This window comes from Ancylobacter sp. 3268, from assembly GCF_031456575.1.
Taxonomy (GTDB): domain Bacteria; phylum Pseudomonadota; class Alphaproteobacteria; order Rhizobiales; family Xanthobacteraceae; genus Ancylobacter.
Genome location: NZ_JAVDUX010000010.1, coordinates 21912 through 41659 on the forward strand (window position 1 = coordinate 21912; position 19748 = coordinate 41659).

Annotated in this window: 17 protein-coding genes and 1 pseudogene; 9 read left to right on the forward strand and 9 right to left on the reverse strand. The window is 68.3% G+C overall.

The annotated features are described in order from the left end of the window. Positions 1–1175: 1175 nt before the first annotated feature. A pseudogene (locus J2X65_RS14900) lies at positions 1176–1940 on the forward strand (IS5 family transposase); the annotation flags it as partial. Between the two features lie 216 nt (positions 1941–2156). Beyond that, a complete protein-coding gene (locus tag J2X65_RS14905) occupies positions 2157–2546 on the forward strand; it encodes an IS5 family transposase (RefSeq protein WP_310202761.1) in 390 nt (129 codons plus the stop codon). A 199-nt stretch (positions 2547–2745) separates the two neighbouring features. Here J2X65_RS14905 and J2X65_RS14910 read toward each other — a convergent pair whose 3' ends face one another. Beyond that, positions 2746–3813, reverse strand: coding sequence for a COX15/CtaA family protein (locus J2X65_RS14910; RefSeq protein ID WP_310202358.1), 1068 nt, complete (start codon positions 3811–3813; stop codon positions 2746–2748). Between the two features lie 186 nt (positions 3814–3999). Between J2X65_RS14910 and J2X65_RS14915 the strand changes: the two genes are divergently transcribed. Continuing rightward, positions 4000–4260, forward strand: a complete 261-nt coding sequence (locus tag J2X65_RS14915; protein ID WP_310202360.1) for a DUF2842 domain-containing protein — start codon at positions 4000–4002, stop codon at positions 4258–4260. A gap of 28 nt (positions 4261–4288) precedes the next feature. Here J2X65_RS14915 and J2X65_RS14920 read toward each other — a convergent pair whose 3' ends face one another. From J2X65_RS14920 to tpiA, 5 genes are all read right to left on the reverse strand, one after another. Next, positions 4289–5707 (reverse strand): lipopolysaccharide biosynthesis protein, encoded by a 1419-nt coding sequence (locus J2X65_RS14920; RefSeq protein WP_310202362.1) that lies wholly within the window; start codon positions 5705–5707, stop codon positions 4289–4291. Positions 5708–5897: 190 nt separating this feature from the next. Then, positions 5898–6767 carry a VOC family protein gene (locus J2X65_RS14925; protein WP_310202364.1) on the reverse strand — a complete coding sequence of 290 codons (870 nt, stop codon included), beginning with the start codon at positions 6765–6767 and terminating at the stop codon, positions 5898–5900. Positions 6768–6912: 145 nt separating this feature from the next. Next, positions 6913–8541 carry a CTP synthase gene (locus tag J2X65_RS14930; protein ID WP_310202366.1) on the reverse strand — a complete coding sequence of 543 codons (1629 nt, stop codon included), beginning with the start codon at positions 8539–8541 and terminating at the stop codon, positions 6913–6915. Positions 8542–8672: 131 nt separating this feature from the next. Next, positions 8673–9092: a preprotein translocase subunit SecG gene (gene secG / locus J2X65_RS14935; RefSeq protein WP_310202368.1), complete on the reverse strand. Its 420-nt coding sequence runs from the start codon at positions 9090–9092 to the stop codon at positions 8673–8675. A gap of 216 nt (positions 9093–9308) precedes the next feature. Continuing rightward, entirely contained in the window at positions 9309–10067 is a 759-nt protein-coding gene (gene tpiA, locus J2X65_RS14940; protein WP_310202371.1) for a triose-phosphate isomerase, read from the reverse strand. Between the two features lie 191 nt (positions 10068–10258). Between tpiA and J2X65_RS14945 the strand changes: the two genes are divergently transcribed. After that, complete coding sequence (locus J2X65_RS14945) at positions 10259–12151, forward strand: SurA N-terminal domain-containing protein (RefSeq protein ID WP_310202373.1); 1893 nt, start codon at positions 10259–10261, stop codon at positions 12149–12151. A 25-nt stretch (positions 12152–12176) separates the two neighbouring features. Next, complete coding sequence (gene trpE / locus J2X65_RS14950) at positions 12177–13691, forward strand: anthranilate synthase component I (protein ID WP_310202375.1); 1515 nt, start codon at positions 12177–12179, stop codon at positions 13689–13691. A gap of 244 nt (positions 13692–13935) precedes the next feature. Here the strand turns inward: trpE and csgH are convergent, their stop codons facing one another. The 3 genes from csgH to J2X65_RS14965 form a co-directional block, all read right to left on the reverse strand. Continuing rightward, on the reverse strand, positions 13936–14235 hold the full coding sequence (gene csgH, locus J2X65_RS14955) for a curli-like amyloid fiber formation chaperone CsgH (protein ID WP_310202377.1): 300 nt from the start codon (positions 14233–14235) through the stop codon (positions 13936–13938). 83 nt (positions 14236–14318) lie between these two features. Beyond that, positions 14319–14681: a hypothetical protein gene (locus J2X65_RS14960; RefSeq protein WP_310202379.1), complete on the reverse strand. Its 363-nt coding sequence runs from the start codon at positions 14679–14681 to the stop codon at positions 14319–14321. A gap of 188 nt (positions 14682–14869) precedes the next feature. Beyond that, positions 14870–16054, reverse strand: coding sequence for a LuxR C-terminal-related transcriptional regulator (locus tag J2X65_RS14965; protein ID WP_310202381.1), 1185 nt, complete (start codon positions 16052–16054; stop codon positions 14870–14872). 701 nt (positions 16055–16755) lie between these two features. Between J2X65_RS14965 and J2X65_RS14970 the strand changes: the two genes are divergently transcribed. The 4 genes from J2X65_RS14970 to moaC are packed head-to-tail and all read left to right on the forward strand — an operon-like array spanning position 16756 to position 19748. After that, entirely contained in the window at positions 16756–17364 is a 609-nt protein-coding gene (locus J2X65_RS14970) for an aminodeoxychorismate/anthranilate synthase component II (protein WP_310202382.1), read from the forward strand. A 40-nt stretch (positions 17365–17404) separates the two neighbouring features. After that, entirely contained in the window at positions 17405–18427 is a 1023-nt protein-coding gene (gene trpD / locus J2X65_RS14975; RefSeq protein WP_310202384.1) for an anthranilate phosphoribosyltransferase, read from the forward strand. A gap of 6 nt (positions 18428–18433) precedes the next feature. Beyond that, positions 18434–19249 carry an indole-3-glycerol phosphate synthase TrpC gene (gene trpC / locus J2X65_RS14980; protein ID WP_310202386.1) on the forward strand — a complete coding sequence of 272 codons (816 nt, stop codon included), beginning with the start codon at positions 18434–18436 and terminating at the stop codon, positions 19247–19249. Between the two features lie 4 nt (positions 19250–19253). Continuing rightward, positions 19254–19748: a cyclic pyranopterin monophosphate synthase MoaC gene (moaC, locus tag J2X65_RS14985; protein WP_310202388.1), complete on the forward strand. Its 495-nt coding sequence runs from the start codon at positions 19254–19256 to the stop codon at positions 19746–19748.

Here is a 19748-nt window from a genome sequence, read left to right on the forward strand (position 1 = left end):
TCGGCGGCGGCGCCTTCGGTGCCCTCATGTATCGCGACGGCTCCTATATGCTTCCGGCGGTCGGGCGACATCGGGCGAGGCAGCTGCGGTGGAGTGATCGCTCCAAGGTGCGCGGAATCACAGCGGCGGGCGAGCCTTCGATGGACCGGCGCGCCGCCGCTCCTCCGCTCCGCCGCAATGAAATGGCCTGCGCAGGCCATAGGGCGCTCCTCAGCTTCATCAGGGAGTTCTGAACGGCGTGCTCATCCCGAAGCGCGGCCCCGCGCCTATGCGCGCCCCTCCACTCGACGCAGCCACTATCGGCCGTATCGCCATGCGGGTTTCGAGCACGCAACTTTCGTCGGCGCCGCTGTTGGCGCGGATGACGGCTGCTGCCCAGCCATAGAAATACCTGGTAAAGCTGCGTCCCTGGCAAGCTCTCGCTACTTCCGGACCGGCGTTGGCGCATCGGCGCCTCGCACATCGTCCATGAGCGGCAACGCACCGGCTGAGGATCCGTGATTTCCGGCTCAGCGCCTTCACCGGGTGGTGAAAGCCGTGCCTGTCCCGGCTGGAAAATTTCTCCTCTGTCCCGACACCGCGAACTCGCACGGTCTCATCGAAAACGCCACCGGAGGCGGTATCCGTTCGCGCCGCCGCCGGCACATGTGAAGGGCATTCGGGCAGCCCCGTCACGCGCTCGCCTCGCGAGGACGCAACCGGCCCATGCGCGCTGGCCGGGCACCGGCCGCCCCGCCGGCCGTTCGCGCCCAACGCGGTTGGCGCCGACCCATGCTTTGTTGCCCATGGAGCCGCCACGAGGACGGATGTCACCGGCTGAATTGCCCCCGGTACCGCGCTGCCGACGTCGCGCTTGCCGCCGCCTCGATGGATTCTGCGGCAGCTTCGACAAATCCGGAGGGTGAGCGGAGGCCGCCGCCGGGTGCCGGCCCGTCGACAGTTCCAAGCGGCCATCCAGTTGGAGGGGACGATAGGGGCAGCAGCCCGCAGTTTCGACAACAACGCGTCCGAAACCGATTGCCGTATGCCGGTTTCCGGAAATATCGACGAGCGAGCATCCCGCTCGGCTGGCCGGTTGCGTTTGGCGGGCCCCTAGGCGGTAGTGACCATTTAGGGATTTAGGGATCCCCCGCGGGTCGCACATCAGATTCAACGCTGGTTTTTGGAGATCGGCGATGGACTGCGATGCGCTTCGGGATGACCAGCGGGAGCGGATCAAGGGCTTCGTGCCTGGCGGCACGAAGGGCAAGCGCGGGCCGGGCACGGACAACCGGAAGTTCCTCGATGCGCTGCTTTGGATGGCGCGCTCCGGCGAGCGCCGGCGTGATCTTCCCGAACGGCTCGACGATTACCGTTCGGTGAAGCGACGCTATTACCGCTGGATCGAGATGGGCGCACTGGACGAGATGCTTTTGACGCTTGTCCGCCAAGCCGATCTGGAATGGCTGATGATCGATTCAACCATCGCGCGTGCGCACCAGTACGCGACAGGAGCGCGCAAGGCCAAAGGGGGGCGGATGCCCAGGGCCTGGGCCGGTCTCGCGGCCTGAGCACCAAGATTCACGCGGCATATGAAGCCCTCGGACTGCCGGTCCGCCTGATCGCCTCGCCCGGCTGGCGCAACGACATCGCTTGCGCCCATGACCTGCGCCCTAGACCTGCGCCCATGACCTGCGCCCATGACCTGCGCCCATGACCTGATCGAGGGCATCGACGCGCAAGCCACCATTGCCGACAAGGGATACGACGCCGGTCACCTCGCGGGCAGGATGGCTTACGGCGGTGCCGAGGTCGTTATCCCGCCCAAGCGAAACCGGAGGATCCGGCGGGCCTATGACGCCGAACTCTACAAGGAACGCAACCGCATCGAGCGCTTCTTCAACAAGCTCAAGCAGTTCCGCCGCGTCGCAACACGACATGACAAGCTCCTGGCCAACTTCGCCGAAGGACTACGGCCCGCACAAGACGCTGTACGACCGCTTCATCCGCTGAAGCCGGCTCGGGGTCTTCGACCGCATCTTCGCCAACCTTGCCGGCGAAGGGCCCAGACCGGAGCGCATCATGATCGATGCCACCCACCTGAAGGCCCACCGCACGGCGGCAAGCCTGCTTGAAAAGGGGATGTTCCCCGTCGTATCGGGCGCACCAAGGGCGGGCTGAGTTCGAAGCTCCGCACCGTCTGCGACGGCGAGGGCCGGCCGATCATCATGGTGCTGTCGGAGGGTCAGATGAGCAACCACAAGGGTGCCCGCCTCGTTGTCGAAGCCTTGCCGCCGGCGAGATGCCTGATCGCCGACCAGGGTTATGACAGTGCCTGGTTCCGCGAGGCAGTGGCCGCCAGGGGCATCGATCCCTGCATCCCGTCATCGCGCAGCCGCAAGCGGCCTTATCCCTACGACAAAACCCTCCACCGGCAGCGCAACAAGGTCGAGAACCTGATCGCCAAGCTCAAGGACTGGCGCCGCATCGCCACACGCTACGATCGATGCGCCCACACCTTCTTCTCGGCCATCTGCATCGCAGCGGCCGTCATCTTCTGGCTCTGATCAATGAGTCCCGTGCCTAGTGTCCGCAACCGGTTATCCGGCGGAACCGGAGCGACCGCCGGTTGCGGGCAAGCCAGCTTCTGCCCCGCCGGCAGAAGGCTCGGCACCGGCATTGGGAAGCCACGATCCTCGATGTCCCGGGTGCCGCGATCGGCGGTCACGTCGCGCAGCTACCGCGCTGCGCGGCCGCTTCCCGGCCTCAGCCGGTGCCCTGCAGACGCCGCAGATGCAGCGTGGCGGCGATGAGCACCAGGGTGGCGCCCAACTGATGCGCCAGCGCAATGTCGATTGGCACCTGGTGGATCAGCGTCAGGATGCCGAGCAGCGCCTGCGCCGCCACCAACCCGGCCACCAGTGCCGCCCGCCCGGCGGCGGGGCCACTGCCGCGCAGCGTCAGCCAGTTCACCACCGCCAGCGCCAGCACGGTATAGGCCATCATGCGGTGGTTGAACTGCACCGTGAGCACGTTCTCGAACAGGTTGCGCCATGCCGGCTGCTGGACCAGCAGGTCTGCCGCCGGCGGGATGAAATGCCCGTCCATCAGCGGCCAGGTAGTATGGGTGAGACCGGCATCGAGACCGGCGACCAGCCCGCCGAGGAAGATCTGCAGCAAGACCGCCAGCAGCAGCGCCCAGGCCAGCGGCACGGCAAACCGCACGGCACGCGCGGGTGTCGCCGGGCCGGCCTCGGCCGGTCGCAGGCCGTCGGCCACCGCCACCGTGGCGGCGAGGATGACGCAGGCCAGCGTCAGATGCGTCGCCAGCCGGTACTGACTGACATCGACCCGCCCGACCAGGCCGGACGCCACCATCCACCAGCCGACCGCGCCCTGCAGCCCACCGAGCAGGAACAGCCCGCCAAGCTTCCAGCGCAACGGCCCGGTGACCAGCCCGCGCCACAGGAAATACAGGAACGGCAGCAGGAAGACGAAGCCGATCAGCCGGCCGAGCAGGCGGTGCCCCCACTCCCACCAGAAAATGGTGCGGAACTCGTCGAGGCTCATGCCGCGATTGATCTGCTGATATTGCGGGATCTGCCGGTATTTCTCGAACTCTGCCTGCCACGCCGCCTCGCTGAGCGGCGGCAGCGTACCGGTGACCGGCTTCCATTCGGTGATCGACAGGCCGGATTCGGTGAGCCGCGTGGCACCGCCCACCACCACCATCAGCACGATCAGCGCCGCCACGACATAGAGCCACAGCCGCACCGGGCGCAGGCGATCCGCCACCGGCGCGGCGGAAACATCGACGATGCCGGAAAGGGCCATGAGCTGCTCCTGCCATTTCGCGCCCCGGCATGCCGCAGCGGCAGACCGGCGCCAAGCCGGGTTTCAACCCGGCGCGGGTTTCAACCCAGCGCGGGTTTCAACCCAGCGTCGGAGCGGATATAGCTCGCAGCGCGCCCGCACAACCGGGCGAATTGTCCCTGAGATCACTTATCGGGCACCCTGCCTATGGACGACCGCGCTTCCCGGCCCCCGGACCACCTGACGCTGCCCCCGCGCCTGCGCAAGCTGATCGGCACCTGCCTGATCATCCTGCTGGTGATCGTCTGGGCGCTCGGTGCCATGGCGCTGGCGCAGGGACGGGTGACGACGCTGCCGGCCTTCTGGCAGTTCGTCGCCTATGTGGTGCTGGGCATTGGCTGGGTGGTGCCCGCGGCGCTGCTGATCCGCTGGATGCAGAAGGGCGACCGCAAACCGGAAACGCTCTGACGCCGGAACCCTTGCGGGCGCCCGCCCCTCACGCCGCGTGCGGCAGGCGGCCGGGCACCGGATCGGCGAAGGTCACCATGGCGATATCACCGAAGCCGCGCGCGGCCAAGGCATCGAAGGCCTGCACCGCGTCGGTGGTGCGCGCGCCGGGATGGGTGACGAGGATCAGCGTCGGGCTCTGCGCGGCGATGCGGGCGGATTCCTCCAGCACGCCCAGCGGCGGCGCTGCGACCACGACATGGTCATAGGTCTGCTCCAGCGCCCGCAGGATCAGCCCCAGCCGCTCGGAGGCGACGAGACCATCGGCCTCGCGGGCGCCGCGGCCCGGCGGAATCACATGGCAGCGCGAGGCGGTCTCGCGGTGGATGGCGTCGGAGAAGCTGGCGACGCCGAACAGCAGGTCGGTGAGGCCCGGCGCCCGCGGATCGGCGGTGAGCTCGGACAGCGCCTCGGCGGTGACATCGAGGCAGACGATGACCACCCGCTTCTCGCAGGCGGCCAGCGAACGGCCGAGCGCCAACGCGCAATGCGCGGTGCCTTCGTCCGGTGACGGGCCGGTGACCACCACCAGCCGCGCCGCCGCGCCGCGCAGGCGCACCAGACGCGACAGGTCGGCGAGTTCGCCGTCGCGGCCGAGTCGCGAGCGGGTGCGCTTCGGCAGCTCGTCCGATTCGTCCTCCAGCCGCGAGCCGATCCATGGCAAATGCTGGACCGGCGCCTGCGGCACCTCGCTCGTCGTCGCCTCGGACGCCGCCTGCGCCGGTTCGCCGCGGGGGCGGCGGCGCCAGATCGCCTGTAGCAGGAAGGTCAGCGCGAAGCCGAGAGCGCCGGCCCCGAGCCCCCATTGCAGCGGCGACAGGCCCAGCGCCTGGCGCGGCGGCAGGGCGCGCGACAGGCTGACCGGGGCGGCGACATCGCCAAACGCCCGGCGCAGTTCGACATAGGATTCGCCGAACGCATTGGCGACATCGGCGGCCAGTCCGCCATCGGCTGCGGTGAAGCCGATGACGGCGCGCCCGTCGGCCGACGTGGTGAGCCGCAACCCGGATTCGATGGCGCGCAGGGCGCGCTCGTCATCCAGCGGCGCGGCCGCGACCGCCGCCGGGAAGGGCAGCCACGCCGCCAGCCCGCCCGGGGCGGCCAGCCGCGTGCCGATCCCGGTGCGGTGCAGCACCTGCCGGGCGAATTCGCGTGAGGTGATGACCTGGAACTGGCTGCGCCGGGCGGCGCCGGCACGGGCATCGAGCGGCCAGCTTTCGACGCGCAGCCGCGCCTCGGCGACATAGCGCGGCTCGATACCCTGATGCGCGAGGCCGCCGGCGAGAAGACCGGCAAGGAGCGGCGCGACAAGCCGGCGACGGGCGAAACGCAGCGCATAGCGCAGCGCCGCCGCCGGCGTGCCGACCGGTGCCGTCCGCTCGCGGGCGCCGGACACAGAGGTGTCCATGGCCTTGTCGCCGTCATCCATCATCCGGCCATTAGACCGGAGACCTAGTTTCCACCGCGTTAAGGACAGCCATGGGATCGGCCGCGGCGCGGTGCCACGATTAGGCGGGCGCCAGCCGCCGGGCCAGCGGCGCGGCGCACATCAAGCCGGATCGGACAGGGACGGGCGCGGGGAAAGGCGAGCCGGCCGATCAGGCAGCGGGCTCGAACACCAGCATGGCGCCGAGCGCCGCCTTCGGGCCGACGACGATGACGCCCTCGATCTCCTCGGCGGTCATGCGGCTGGAGCCGAGGCGGCGGCGGGTGCGGTCGATGTCCTCCACCGCGAAGCGGACGGCCGCCAGCCGCAGGCCCGGCCCCGAAGGCGCGGCGACGTCGAAACGATCGCTGAACAGCTTGCCGCTCAACACTTCCACCCGGCCGCGCGGCGTCTCGGCGATGTGCCAGCCATCCACCGCGCGGCGGAAGCTGGCACCGGTGAACACCGACAGGAAATCGAGGTGCTGGGCCGGGTCCTCGGCGGCGAGCACCACGCCGGCGACGCCGGTGGTGCCGTTCATGTGGCGCTGAAGGTCGGGCGCCCAGAAATTCTCCGGCCGGCGCTGGGTGCAGGTGAAGAAGCCGGTGTGCGGCGAGGCCGGATCACGGGCGAAGGCCAGCGAGAACGCCACCTCGACATCGCTGCCGTCCGGCCGCTTGGCGGTGCGGGCGAAATCGAACAGGTCGAGGCCGCCAAAGCCGGCGGCGTCGAACTCCGCCTTCTCGGCGGCGGGGTCGCGGCCCTCGAGCACGAGAAACGGCAGGCCCGGCCCCTTTTCGGCGAGGAAGTCGCGATTAAAGGCGCCGAATGAGAACGCGGTTTCGCCATGCGGCGGGATCTGCTCCGGCTCGGCGATTTCCAGCAGTTCGAGGAAGAAGCCGGGGGTCTGGACGATGCGGTTCTGCGTGCCCCAGGGATGCCGGTTGCGCGCCCCGACCGTGAAGCCGAGCATGTCGTAGAGCTCTCCCGCCGCTTCGAGATCGCGGACGACATGCACGACGTGATCGAGGCCACGGATCATGGGGCTTCTCCTCCGAACCCTTCCCGGCCGACCGGGCAAACTACCCGACCGCCCAGAAAGCATCCTATTTTCAACAGGATCGAGCGCGTTCCTCAACGAGAAGGTTAACTCCCGCGAACCGGCTCCAGCGGATGGAGCCCCGCCGTCAGACGAGGCGACTTTGCACCATCGCCGCCCCGATGAAGGAGGCGAAGAGCGGATGCGGCTGGAACGGGCGCGACTTCAGTTCCGGGTGGTACTGCACGCCGATGAACCAGGGGTGGTCCGAATACTCGATGATCTCCGGCAGCAGCCCATCCGGCGAGGTGCCGGAGAACAGCATGCCGCAGGCCTCCAGCCGCTCCCGATAGCGCAGATTCACTTCATAGCGATGACGGTGCCGCTCGGAGATTTCGGTGGCGCCGTAGACCTGCGCCACCCGGCTGCCCTCCGCCAGCGCGGCGGGATAGGCGCCGAGCCGCATGGTGCCGCCGAGATCGGTGTCGAGGCCACGCTTCTCCAGCTCGTTGCCGCGCAGCCACTCGGTGAGCAGGCCGACCACCGGCTCCGAGGTCGGGCCGAACTCGGTGGAATTGGCATCGACGATGCCGGCGAGATTGCGGGTGGCCTCGATCACCGCCATCTGCATGCCGAAGCAGATGCCGAGATAGGGCACGCGCCGCTCGCGGGCGAACTGCGCCGCGCGGATCTTGCCCTCGGCGCCGCGCTGGCCGAAGCCGCCGGGCACCAGGATGCCGTGGACGTGCTCCAGGAACGGCGCCGGGTCCTCGCGCTCGAAGATCTCGCTCTCGATCCAGTCGAGATTGACCTTCACATTGTTGGCGATGCCGCCATGCGCCAGCGCCTCGATGAGCGACTTGTAGGCGTCCTTCAGCCCGGTGTACTTGCCGACGATGGCAATGGTCACCGCGCCTTCGGGGTTGCGGATGCCGGACTGGATCTTCTGCCAGCGGGTGAGGTCCGGCTCGGGCGCCGGCTCGATGCCGAAGGCGGCCAGCACCTCGGTGTCGAACCCGGCCTCGTGATAGGTCGCCGGCACCGCATAGATGTTGTCAGCGTCGCGCGCCTCGATCACCGCGCTCTCGCGCACATTGCAGAACAGGCCGAGCTTGCGGCGCTCCTCGCGCGGTATCTCGCGGTCGGTGCGGCAGAGCAGGATGTCCGGGGCGATGCCGAGCGAACGCAGCTCCTTCACCGAATGCTGGGTCGGCTTGGTCTTGAGCTCGCCGGCCGAGGGGATGTAGGGCAGCAGCGTCAGGTGCACATAGATGCAGTGCTTGCGCGGCAGTTCCTGCCCGACCTGGCGGATGGTCTCCAGGAACGGCATCGCCTCGATGTCGCCGACCGTGCCGCCGATCTCCACCAGCACGAAATCGTACCCCTCATTGCCGGAGAGGATGAACTCCTTGATGGCGTTGGTGACATGCGGGATCACCTGCACCGTGGCGCCGAGATAGTCGCCGCGCCGCTCCTTGTTCAGGATCTCCTGATAGATGCGGCCGGTGGTGATGTTGTCCTGCTTGTTCGCCGAGCGGCCGGTGAAGCGCTCGTAATGGCCGAGATCGAGATCGGTCTCGGCGCCATCGTCGGTGACGAAGACTTCGCCGTGCTGATACGGGCTCATCGTGCCCGGATCGACGTTGAGATAGGGATCAAGCTTGCGAAGCCGGGTCTTGTAGCCGCGGGCTTGCAGCAACGCGCCAAGGGCGGCGGAAGCCAGACCCTTGCCGAGCGAGGACACAACGCCGCCTGTGATGAAAATGTAGCGCGCCATGGAGTTCGGTTTCTAACTGCGAAAACGCGATTCGGCGAGGGCCGTCTTAGCCGGACGACCCCCGCCTTGGGGATAAAGAGCGAAACGGAGCGGCAGGAACGGCCCGCCGCCGGGCGATTACGCCGTCGCGATCACTGCGACTGCGGAACCTGCGGCGCCGCGGGAGCGGCCGGAGCCGCGGGGGCCGCGGGGGCCGCCGGCGCGGTGCCCGGCGCCGGCTGGGCGCCCTGAAGCTGCTCGAGCACATTGCCGCCCGGCGCCGCGGGCGCGCCGGAAGGCAGCGTCGTCGGCGTGGTGAAGATCGAGGACGGGCCGCGCCCCCAACCCGCCAGAATGGTGAGGCTGAGGCTGGTGATGAAGAACAGCGCCGCCAGGATCGCCGTCGCCCGGGTCAGCACGTTGGCGGTGCCGCGGGCGCTGAAGAAGCCGCCCCCGCCGCCGCCACCGCCGCCGCCGATTCCGAGTCCGCCGCCCTCCGAGCGCTGGATCAGCACCACGCCGATAAGAGCCAGCACCACCATGAGGTGGATGATGATGAGTACGGTCTGCATCTGACGCCTTCAAAATCAGTAACGGCGGCGGACGAAACGTCGCCGCCGGCTTTTGTCGGTCGGGTTCCTACACGATCACGCCCGGCATTTCCAGCACGCCACGGAAGGGCGGCAAACCCATCCCGCCCGCCCCGAACGCCGACGGTGCACCCGGTTCACCAGACGACGTCCAGGTTCTTGTTCCCACAGGCGAGGCGCCTTGCGCGAGACCGCGCCCTAGATATAGGCACCGGCTATCGCCATGAAATCCCCCGCCTGCAAACTGGCGCCGCCGACGAGCGCGCCGTCGACATCGGCGACCGCGAGGATCTCAGCTGCATTGCCCGGCTTCACCGAGCCGCCATAAAGGAGGCGGATGCCGCCGCCCACCCCCTCGCCGAAGCGCGCCACCAGCGCCGCGCGGATGGCGCCGTGCATCTCGGCGATGTCGGCCACGCTCGGGGTAAGGCCGGTGCCGATGGCCCAGACCGGCTCATAGGCGACGACGAGGTTTTCCGCTGTGGCGCCGTCGGGAATCGAGCCGGCGAGCTGCACGCGCACCAGATCGAGCGCGACGCCTTCCTCCCGCTGCTGGCGATGCTCGCCCACGCACACCACCGCCAGCAGCCCGGCGCGCCAGGCCGCCAGCGTCTTGGCCCGCACCGCGGCATCGGTTTCGCAATGATCGGTGCGGCGCTCGGAATGCCCGAGAATCACCGCGCTGCCGCCGGCGTCCCGGATCATCTCGGCGGCGATGTCGCCGGTATGGGCGCCCTGGGCCTTGGCGTGGCAATCCTGGCCGCCGACCGCCACGCCCGAACGGCCGGCCGCGGCCGCGAGCGTGGCGATCAGCGTCGCCGGCGGGCAGATCATCAAATCGGTGCGGGCGCGCAGGTCCCCGTCATAGGCGCCCACCATCCGGTCGAATTCCTGCAGCGACGCCTTCAGCCCGTGCATTTTCCAGTTACCGGCGATCAATGGACGGCGCGTCGTCATGAAAATACCCGCTCCTTCAAATATCCGCGGCTGCAAGCCTATTTACCCCGCGTAACAGACGCGACCAAACCACGCAAATGCCTGCATGTGCGGCGTTGCGACACCACGGCGCCATCCCTATGATGCGCGCCTTTCGCGACCCGGGCCGAGACTCCCGGGTTTTTGCCGGCCTACGCCCGACGAGAAAAACGATGCTGCAGACCCTGCGCAAGAGCGCCTCCGGAATTGTCGCCAAGGTCCTGATGGGACTTCTCATCATCAGCTTCGGCATCTGGGGGATCGCGGATGTGTTCCGCGGCTTCGGCGGCCAGACGCTGGCATCGATCGGCTCGACCGAGATCAGCGTGCCGGAGTTCCAACAGCTCTACCAGCAGCGTCTCCAGCAGATTTCGCAGCAGCTCAAGCAGGGGCTGACCCCGGATCAGGCGCGCGCCTTCGGCATTCCCGACCAGGTGCTGAACGAGCGCCTCGGCGAAGCGGCGCTCGACGAGGCCGCCCGCCGGCTGGGCCTGTCGGTCTCCGATGCGCAGGTGGTGGAGCGGGTGCAGCAGAACCCGTCCTTCTTCGGCCCCTCGGGCAGCTTCGACCACAATTACTTCCTGCAGCTGCTGCGCTCCAACGGCTTTACCGAGCCGCGCTTCGTCGAGGCCGAGCGCCGGCTCGCCCAGCGCCAACAGCTGATCCAATCGCTGGCCGGCGGGATGGAAGTGCCGCAGGTGCTGAAGGACGCGGTGAAGCGCTATGAGAGCGAGACCCGCTCGGTGAACTACGCCATCCTCGGCGCCTCCAATGTCGGCCCCTTCGCCGAACCCAGCGAGGAGCAGCTGAAGGGCTTCTTCGACGCCCGCAAGGCGGCGTTCCGCGCCCCGGAATTCCGCAAGATCAACCTGCTCGCCCTCACCCCCGAGGCGCTGGCGGGCAAGGAGGAGGTCTCCGACGCCGATGTGAAGGCGTTCTACGACGCCAACCAGGCCCGCTTCGGCACGCCGGAGCGCCGGGTGATCGACCAGATCGTGTTCCCCAACGCCGACGAGGCCAAGGCCGCCGCCGACAAGATCGCCGCCGGCGCCTCCTTCGCCGACATCGCCGCCGAGCGCAAGCTGGAGGCCAAGGACACCACGCTCGGCACCGTGACGCGGGCCGACATCTTCGACGCCGCCATCGCCGACGCCGCCTTCGCGCTGGCCGCCGAGGGCACCAGCGGCGTGGTGAACGGCCGCTTCGGCCCAGTGATCGTGCATGTCGGCGCCATCACCCCGGCCGCGGTGCAGCCGCTCGCCGAGGTCTCCGCCGACATCCGCAAGGAATTGCAGCTCGACGCCGCCCGCCGGGCGATGCTCGCCGCCTATGACAAGATCGAGGACGACCGCAACGCCGGCTCCACCCTCGCCGAGGCGGCGTCGAAGGCCGGGCTGACCCTGCAGACGCTCGACACCAGCGCCCAGGGCACCGCGCCGGACGGCACGGCGCTCCCCGCCATCCCGGCGCGCTCGGACGTGCTGCGCCTTGCGTTCGCCGCCGAGGTCGGGGCGGAGAACGACCCGATCACCCTGCCGCAGAATGCCGGCTTCGTCTGGTACGAGGTCACCGACATCGCCGCCCCGCGCGACCGCAGCTTCGAGGAGGCGCGCGCGCAGGTGCTCGCCCGCTGGAAGGAGGACGAGACGGCACAGGCGCTCGACGCCAAGCTCGCCGAGCTGAAGAAGAAGATCGCCGACGGCGCCGCCTTCGACCTCACCGTCGCCGATGCCGGGCTGGAACTGCGCACCGCCAACGGCCTGCGCCGCGGGCGCGCCAATGAGGGCGTGCCGCAGGATGCCATCGCCGCCATCTTCGATGCCCGCGACGGCGCGGTGGGCAGCACCACCCTGCCGGGCGACGACCGGCTGCTGTTCAAGGTGACCAGCGTCAGCCTGCCGGAGAGCGCGCCGCAGAACGACAAGATCATCGCCGATATCGGCCAGAGCATGCAGAACGACCTGATGACCGAATATCTGGTGCAGCTGCAGAGCGACCTCGGCGCCAAGATCAACCGTGCCGCCCTCGACCAGATCGTCGGCGTGCCCGGCGAAGCGGTGAACTGAGGCGGCGGGAAACGAGAAGCTTGCGATGAATCTCACTCCCGATGCGGAAGCCTTCGCCGGCGTCTATGCGCGCGGCGAGGCGCAGGTGATCGGCGAAACGCTGGTCGCCGATCTCGAAACCCCGGTCTCGGCCTATCTGAAGATCGCCGGCGACCGGCCGAACTCCTTCCTGCTTGAATCAGTCGAGGGCGGCGCCACGCGCGGGCGCTACTCGATGATCGGCATGGAGCCGGACCTGATCTGGCGCTGCCGCGACGGCAAGGCGGAGATCAACCGCCGCGCCGCGCTCGACCCCGGCGCCTTCGAGCCGCTGGCCCAGCCGCCGCTGGCCGCGCTGCGGGCGCTGGTGGAGGAATCGCGCATCGCCCTGCCCGACGGGGCCCCGCCGATGGCCGCCGGCATCTTCGGCTATCTCGGCTACGACATGGTGCGGCAGATGGAGCGCCTGCCGGAGGCCAAGCCCGACGTGCTCGGCGTGCCGGATTCCATCTTCATCCGCCCGACCGTGATGGTGGTGTTCGACGCGGTGCGCGACGAGGTGACGGTGGTCACCCCGGTGCGTCCGGCGGCCGGCGTCTCCGCCTCCGCCGCGCTCGAGGCCGCGCATGAGCGTATCGCCCGGGTGGTGGCGGCGCTCGAGGATGCCCTGCCCGCCCAGGCCGCCGAGGACGCGCTGCACCAGCTCGTCGTGCCGGTCTCCAACACCGAGCCGGAGGCCTATCTGGCGATGGTGGAGCGGGCGAAGGAATATATCCGCGCCGGCGACATCTTCCAGGTGGTGCTGTCGCAGCGCTTCGACGCGCCCTTCACCCTGCCGCCCTTCTCGCTGTACCGTTCGCTGCGGCGGATCAACCCGGCGCCGTTCCTGGTCTATTTCAACTTCGGCGGCTTCTCCATCGTCTGCTCCTCGCCGGAAATCCTGGTGCGGCTGCGCGACAACACCGTCACCATCCGCCCGATCGCCGGCACCCGCCGGCGCGGCGCCACCCCGCAGGAGGACAAGGCGCTGGAGGAGGAACTGCTCGCCGACCCGAAGGAGCGGGCCGAGCACCTGATGCTGCTCGATCTCGGCCGCAACGATGTCGGCCGCGTCGCCGCCATCGGCACGGTGGAGGTGACGGAAAGCTTCTTCATCGAGCGCTACAGCCAGGTGATGCACATCGTCTCCAATGTCGAGGGCGACCTCGACCCGAAGCACGACGCGCTGGACGCCCTGGCGGCGGGCTTCCCCGCCGGCACGGTGTCGGGGGCGCCGAAGGTGCGGGCGATGGAAATCATCGACGAGCTGGAGCACGACAAGCGCGGCATCTATGCCGGCGCCATCGGCTATTTCGGCGCCGATGGCGAGATGGATACCTGCATCGTGCTGCGCACCGCCGTGGTGAAGGACGGCAAGATGCATGTGCAGGCCGGCGCCGGCATCGTCTTCGATTCAGTGCCGGAAAGCGAACAGCAGGAATGCGCCAACAAGGCCAAGGCGCTGTTCCGGGCCGGCGAGGAAGCGGTGCGCTTCGCGGCGCGGGCCGGCCGGGGGCAGTGAGCGGAGCGCCGACGCGGAGCCGGCGCCGGGATCGCCGGGGATCTTCCTGAAGCAGCCGGACGCCCGGCTGGAAAGCGATGGCACCGGCAGCCGGCGGCGGTGGAAGGCCGCCGGCGTTCAAGGCCACCCGAGGACATCGGCCTCGGGTTCCCCGGTGCCGCCGGGTTCGCCCCGGACGGTGGGCAGCCTAGCCGTGGACCGCAACTCGAAACGATGGGCCGGCCGGCGGCTGCGCTGCTCGCGATTACGATTTGGAGGTCGCGCAAACCAGCTTACCGTCATGGGAATAGACCTTCAGCTGCGCGCTCCAGCCGGCTGCGCCGACATAGGCCGTCGCCAGCCGGCCGTTTTCCAGCTCGCCGGCCTCGAACTCGCCGCCCTGCCGTGAGGTCGACACGTTGTCGGATCCCCCCGAGCGGACGACCAGCACATATTGTCCCTTTTCGACCAGATGGCCGTCGAGCACCGCCTCGAGCTTGACGAAGCCGTTTCTTTCAACCGCCTCGATATGGCACGGCGGTATAGTGGCAGCTGCTACGATCATCTTGCTGTCTCCTCACGAAACCGCTGCGGCCGGCGGACATTCATCGATGACCGCCGGCCGCCCTGTGGTCCTGGCCGCGTCGTTCAATGCTGGACGATCACCGAGGAATTGCCCTTGCCCACCTGAACGGTGGTGGCATCGTTGTACTTGCCGAACTGCAGGGTGCCGGAGACATTGCCCTTGCCGGCCTGCACCGTCAGAGCCTCGTTCTTCTTGCCGAACTGGCCGATGCCGGAGACGTTGCCCTTGCCGGCCTGCAGCGACACGGCTTCGTTCTTCTTGCCGACCTGGCCGATGCCGGAATAGTTGCCCTTGCCGACCTGACCGATGCCGGCCTGGTTACCCTTGCCGGTCTGCGAGACATCGGCCTCGTTGCCTGCGGCATAGGCGGTGGGAATCGCGACCAGGACGAAGGCGGCGACGCACAGTACAGACGTGATTTTCATGGCTTATCTCCTTGGGTTTCCCGTTCTTTATTAACGGCCCCAGGAAAATAGCTATGGCTCTACAGACATACTCGACCGAAATTCAACCAGCCTTTTGGAAGATATCGGCATGATTCCCGCTCAAATCCGGATGCGTGTAATTAAACAATCTTAGAAATTGGTCCGTCCATACTATGCCGATGGCGCAGCTACATGAAGAATGAGAGCTGCGAGAGCAGGTTCAGCAGTTGCGGCTGCCGGTGCAATCCAAGCCGGTTCATCGCCGAAGCCAGCTGGTTGTGGACGGTGTTCTTGGAGACCTGGCGCGCCTGGGCGATCTCGGTGCTCGATTCACCGCTGGCCAGCGCGCAGGCGATGCTGGCTTCGGTGGCGGTCAGGCCGAGCACCATGCGGACGGCATCGGGCTTGAGGGAATCGTTGCGGCCCAGTTCGCGGATGCTGAGAAGCGCCACCCGCTCCGGCACCGACACCGCGACCTTGAAGAGCACCGAGCTATGGCCGTTGCGGGTGGCGACGGCGAGACTGACGATCCAGCCATGCGCTTCGCAGCCGCGATGTATCCACACCACCCGGCGATCGATCCGCCCGGCGAGGATGGCATCGAGCGACCCGTGAATCTCTTCCGCCAGCGCCGGGTTGTGAATTTCCAGTTCGCCATCGGAGATGCCGATATCGGGATTGTCGGTGACCAGGGCGATGAAGGCCCGGTTGGCCTGAACGATCTTCAGATCGGACCGGACCAGTGCCCGCGGGGTCGGCGCATTGGTGAAGATGAACTCCATCCGCTCCGCCAATTCCCGCTGGCGCACCAGTTCCCGGTGAGTTTTGAACGACAGCTGCAGATAGGGGAGGATCGACATCACCTCCTCCTTCTGCTTCGCCCAGGAGCGGCTGCCATTGTGGGGATGGAGGAGGAACAGCGCGAAGCGGCGCTGCCCTTCGCGCGCGATCAGCATGCCCCAGATCAGCCCGTGATCGCCGAAGGCATGGCGCAGGGCGCGCGCCTCCGGCCGCACCGCGAGGTCGCGCAGTTCGACCTCGAATGTCGCGCCCTGCCCGAGCGATTGGGTGGCCGTATCAAAGAACGACACGATCTCCGGGCATAGCAGCGTTGCCTTCGGCGCGCCGCGCGCGACGACGGCGGCCTTGTCGCCGTCGCAATGACCATGGCCATGACCATGACCATGACCATGACCGCCGTTTCCGTTGCTTTTGCCGTTGCCATTGGCCAGGCCGATGAAGAAGCCGACCTGGGCGCCGGTTCTCGCCATCAGACTGGCCAGAACCTCGTCCCACAGCTCTGGGGAGATGGGGGCTTCCTGGATGGTGGTGACGATCGAATTCAGCCAAGAGCCGGCCTCAACCTCGGACATCAGGGGCCCCCGCCTGCAACGGCTACCGGGGCACAAGATGTCGGGTCGCCCCAATCCCGTACCGATTTAGAACTAAAATAAACTTATTTCAAGCACAATTCTGAAAAATCTTCGAGAACGCTACGGCATCCCGATATTTTTACGTACTGCCGACCCGTTCCGTCTTCGTATCGGCGGAAGCATGACTTGGCTCGACGGGCGAACGGCCGGGGACATGACAGCCCCCGGCCACCGGCACGGAGTGCCGGTCGGATACATTCCCTTACGTAACTTTCTATCTGTGATTGTACGGCAACTTGCACCTACTGCCCCGTGCCGCAGGGCGGCTTGAACAAGTTTTGCGTACTTGCCCGGATAATCTTCCCAATTTCAAACGAACCATATGCGGGCGAATCCTTATTGCCGAGCCGGAACACGGCGCGGTAGTGGCAGCCTGGGCGTACTACCGCCGTGGCTTGACCCGATACCCGGGTGCATCCTAAGTATTTCACCGGACAATCCGAAAGCGCCGCGAAGCTCGACGTCGCGGCGGCTCAGGATGGTAAGTCCGCAGCAGGACGGCAGAGTGGCGATGGACCGGGAGCGTGGCGAGCGATGGCGTGGTGGGCGCTGACGGGCTCATCAGGTGCGGCTTGACCCCGCGCCACCTCGCATCCTAGAGCTTCCCCAAGTCGGAAGCTCGCCGCTCGAACGGACCCGCGATGATCCTCCTCGTCGACAATTACGACAGCTTCACCTGGAATCTCGTCCATTATCTCGGCGGGCTCGGGGTGGAGGTGGACGTGCGCCGCAACGACACCCTCCCCACCGACGAGGCGCTGGCGCTGAGGCCGGAAGCCATCGTCATCTCCCCCGGCCCGGCGACGCCGAACGAGGCCGGCATCTGCCTCGACCTCATCGCCCGCGCCGCCGGCGAGGGCGTGCCGGTATTCGGCGTCTGCCTCGGCCACCAGGCGATCGGCCAGGTGTTCGGCGGCGAGGTGGTGCGCGCGCCACTGCCGCTGCACGGCAAGATGAGCGACATCCACCATCGCGGCGAGAGCGTGTTCCGTGGCATCAACGGCCCGTTCAAGGCGACGCGCTACCACTCGCTGATCGTCGCGCGCGACACCCTGCCCGCCCCGCTCGCCATCACCGCCGAGACCGAGGACGGCCTGATCATGGGGCTCTCCCACAAGGAGCTGCCGGTGCACGGGGTGCAGTTCCATCCCGAGAGCATCGCCTCCGAGCACGGCCGGACCATACTCAAGAACTTCCTCGACCTCGCACGCGCCTGGAACGCCGGCCCCCGCCGTTCGCGCGCGGCCTGAGGCGCGGGCAAAGACGAAAGCGGCAGCGGAAAGCGGGACCATGGAGAATTTGAAGGCCGTCATCGGCAAGATCGCCACCGGCGCCACGCTGACGCGGGCGGAGGCGGCGAGCGCCTTCGACATCATGATGTCCGGCGAGGCCACCCCCTCGCAGATCGGCGCCGTGCTGATGGGCCTGCGTGTGCGCGGCGAGGATGTCGAGGAGATCGCCGGCGCCGTCTCCACCATGCGCGCCAAGATGCTGCGCGTCGTCGCCCCGGCCGGCGCGGTCGACGTGGTCGGCACCGGCGGCGATGCGTCCGGCTCCTACAACATCTCCACCTGCGCCGCCTTCATCGTCGCCGGCGCCGGTGTGCCGGTGGCCAAGCACGGCAACCGCGCGCTGTCCTCCAAATCCGGCGCCGCCGACGTGCTCACCGCGTTGGGGGTGAGGATCGACCTGTCGCCGGCCGGCATCTCCCGCTGCATCGCCGAGGCCGGCATCGGCTTCATGTTCGCCCCGGCACACCACCCGGCGATGAAGCATGTCGGCCCGACGCGGGTGGAAATGGGCACCCGCACCATCTTCAACCTGCTCGGCCCGCTGTCCAACCCCGCCGGGGTGACGCGGCAGATGGTCGGCGTGTTCGCGCGCGGCTGGATCGAGCCGCTGGCGCAGGTGCTGAAGACGCTCGGCTCCGAGCGCGCCTTCGTGGTGCACGGCTCGGACGGGCTGGACGAGATCACCACCACCGGCCCCACCTATGTCGCCGAGCTCAAGGACGGCAAGCTGGCCAGCTTCGAGATCGACCCCGAGCGCTTCGGCATCGCGCGGGCGACGCCGGAGGCGCTGAAGGGCGGCGACGGCGAGGTCAATGCGCTGGCCCTGCGCGCCGTGCTCAACGGCGCCAAGGATGCCTATGCCGACATCGCGCTGCTGAACGCCGCCGCCGCTTTGGTGGTGGCCGGCAAGGCCGACGCGATCGGCGAAGGGCTGGAGCTCGCCCGCTGGAGCCTGAATGGCGGCCATGCCGAGGCGGCGCTGGCGCGGCTGGTCGCGGTCTCCAACGACATCGAGGAGTAAGGCGCGATGGCGGACATTCTCGAGAAGATCGGCGCCTATAAGCGCGAGGAGATCGCCGCGGCCAAGCTGAAGGTGCCGCCGGCGGAGATCGCCGCCCGCGCCGCCGCCGCCGCACCCCCGCGCGGCTTCCTCAAGGCTATCGAGGCCAAGATCGCCGCCGGCAGGACCGCGCTGATCGCCGAGATCAAGAAGGCCAGCCCGTCCAAGGGGCTGATCCGGCCGGATTTCGATCCGCCGGCGCTGGCGAAGGCCTATGAGGCCGGCGGCGCCGCCTGCCTCTCGGTGCTGACCGACACCCCCTCCTTCCAGGGCGCACCGGAATTCCTCACCGCCGCGCGCGCGGCCTGCTCGCTGCCGGCGCTGCGCAAGGACTTTCTCTACGATACCTACCAGGTGATGGAGGCCCGCGCCTGGGGCGCCGACTGCATCCTCGTCATCATGGCCTCGGTCGACGATGCGCTGGCACGCGACCTCGTCGACGCCGCGCACGGGCTCGGCATGGACGCGCTGGTCGAGGTGCATGACGATGCCGAGCTCGACCGGGCCCTGACGCTGCCCGCCCGGCTGGTCGGCATCAACAACCGCAATCTGCGCAATTTCGAGGTGACGCTGGCGACGTCCGAGCGCCTCGCCCCACGGATTCCGGCCGACCGGGTGATCGTCGGCGAGAGCGGCATCTTCACCCCCGACGACATTGCCCGGCTGGCGGGCGTGAACATCCGCACCATCCTCGTCGGCGAGAGCCTGATGCGGCAGGACGACGTGGCGGCGGCGACGCAGGCGCTGCTTGCCGCCCCGGCCCCGCAGCGCGCGGCGGGCTGAACCCATGGGCGACGCCGCCGACCCGCCGAAGCTCTCGCATATCGACGCCACCGGCGCCGCCAACATGGTCGACGTCGCCGACAAGGCGGTGACCGACCGTATCGCCGTGGCCGAAGGCCGGGTGGTGATGCTGCCGGAAACGCTGGCGCTGATCGAAAGCGGCAACGCCAAGAAGGGCGACGTGATCGGCACCGCGCGGCTCGCCGGCATCATGGCCGCCAAGCGCACCCATGAGCTGATCCCGCTCTGCCATGCGCTGCTGCTCTCCAAGGTGGCGGTGGAGATCGAGGCCGATGCCGCCCTGCCCGGCCTGCATGTGCGGGCGAGCGTGCGCACCGCCGGCCAGACCGGCGTCGAAATGGAAGCGCTGACCGCGGTGTCGGTGGCCTGCCTCACCATTTACGACATGGCCAAGGCGGTGGATCGCGGTATGCGGATCGAGGGCATCCGGGTGCTGGAGAAGGCCGGCGGCCGCTCCGGCCATTGGCAGGTGTCCTAG

Bases quoted from the DNA above. Each gene is read 5' to 3' on its own strand.
- J2X65_RS14910 (WP_310202358.1), bottom strand. From the start codon at position 3,813: ATGGCCCTTTCCGGCATCGTCGATGTTTCCGCCGCGCCGGTGGCGGAT.
- J2X65_RS14925 (WP_310202364.1), bottom strand. From the start codon at position 6,767: ATGATCCGTGGCCTCGATCACGTCGTGCATGTCGTCCGCGATCTCGAA.
- secG (WP_310202368.1), bottom strand. From the start codon at position 9,092: ATGCAGACCGTACTCATCATCATCCACCTCATGGTGGTGCTGGCTCTT.
- trpD (WP_310202384.1), top strand. From the start codon at position 17,405: ATGGAGAATTTGAAGGCCGTCATCGGCAAGATCGCCACCGGCGCCACG.
- J2X65_RS14970 (WP_310202382.1), top strand. From the start codon at position 16,756: ATGATCCTCCTCGTCGACAATTACGACAGCTTCACCTGGAATCTCGTC.
- tpiA (WP_310202371.1), bottom strand. From the start codon at position 10,067: ATGACGACGCGCCGTCCATTGATCGCCGGTAACTGGAAAATGCACGGG.
- J2X65_RS14945 (WP_310202373.1), top strand. From the start codon at position 10,259: ATGCTGCAGACCCTGCGCAAGAGCGCCTCCGGAATTGTCGCCAAGGTC.
- J2X65_RS14915 (WP_310202360.1), top strand. From the start codon at position 4,000: ATGGACGACCGCGCTTCCCGGCCCCCGGACCACCTGACGCTGCCCCCG.
- J2X65_RS14965 (WP_310202381.1), bottom strand. From the start codon at position 16,054: ATGTCCGAGGTTGAGGCCGGCTCTTGGCTGAATTCGATCGTCACCACC.
- moaC (WP_310202388.1), top strand. From the start codon at position 19,254: ATGGGCGACGCCGCCGACCCGCCGAAGCTCTCGCATATCGACGCCACC.
- J2X65_RS14920 (WP_310202362.1), bottom strand. From the start codon at position 5,707: ATGGACACCTCTGTGTCCGGCGCCCGCGAGCGGACGGCACCGGTCGGC.
- trpC (WP_310202386.1), top strand. From the start codon at position 18,434: ATGGCGGACATTCTCGAGAAGATCGGCGCCTATAAGCGCGAGGAGATC.
- J2X65_RS14960 (WP_310202379.1), bottom strand. From the start codon at position 14,681: ATGAAAATCACGTCTGTACTGTGCGTCGCCGCCTTCGTCCTGGTCGCG.
- J2X65_RS14930 (WP_310202366.1), bottom strand. From the start codon at position 8,541: ATGGCGCGCTACATTTTCATCACAGGCGGCGTTGTGTCCTCGCTCGGC.
- csgH (WP_310202377.1), bottom strand. From the start codon at position 14,235: ATGATCGTAGCAGCTGCCACTATACCGCCGTGCCATATCGAGGCGGTT.
- trpE (WP_310202375.1), top strand. From the start codon at position 12,177: ATGAATCTCACTCCCGATGCGGAAGCCTTCGCCGGCGTCTATGCGCGC.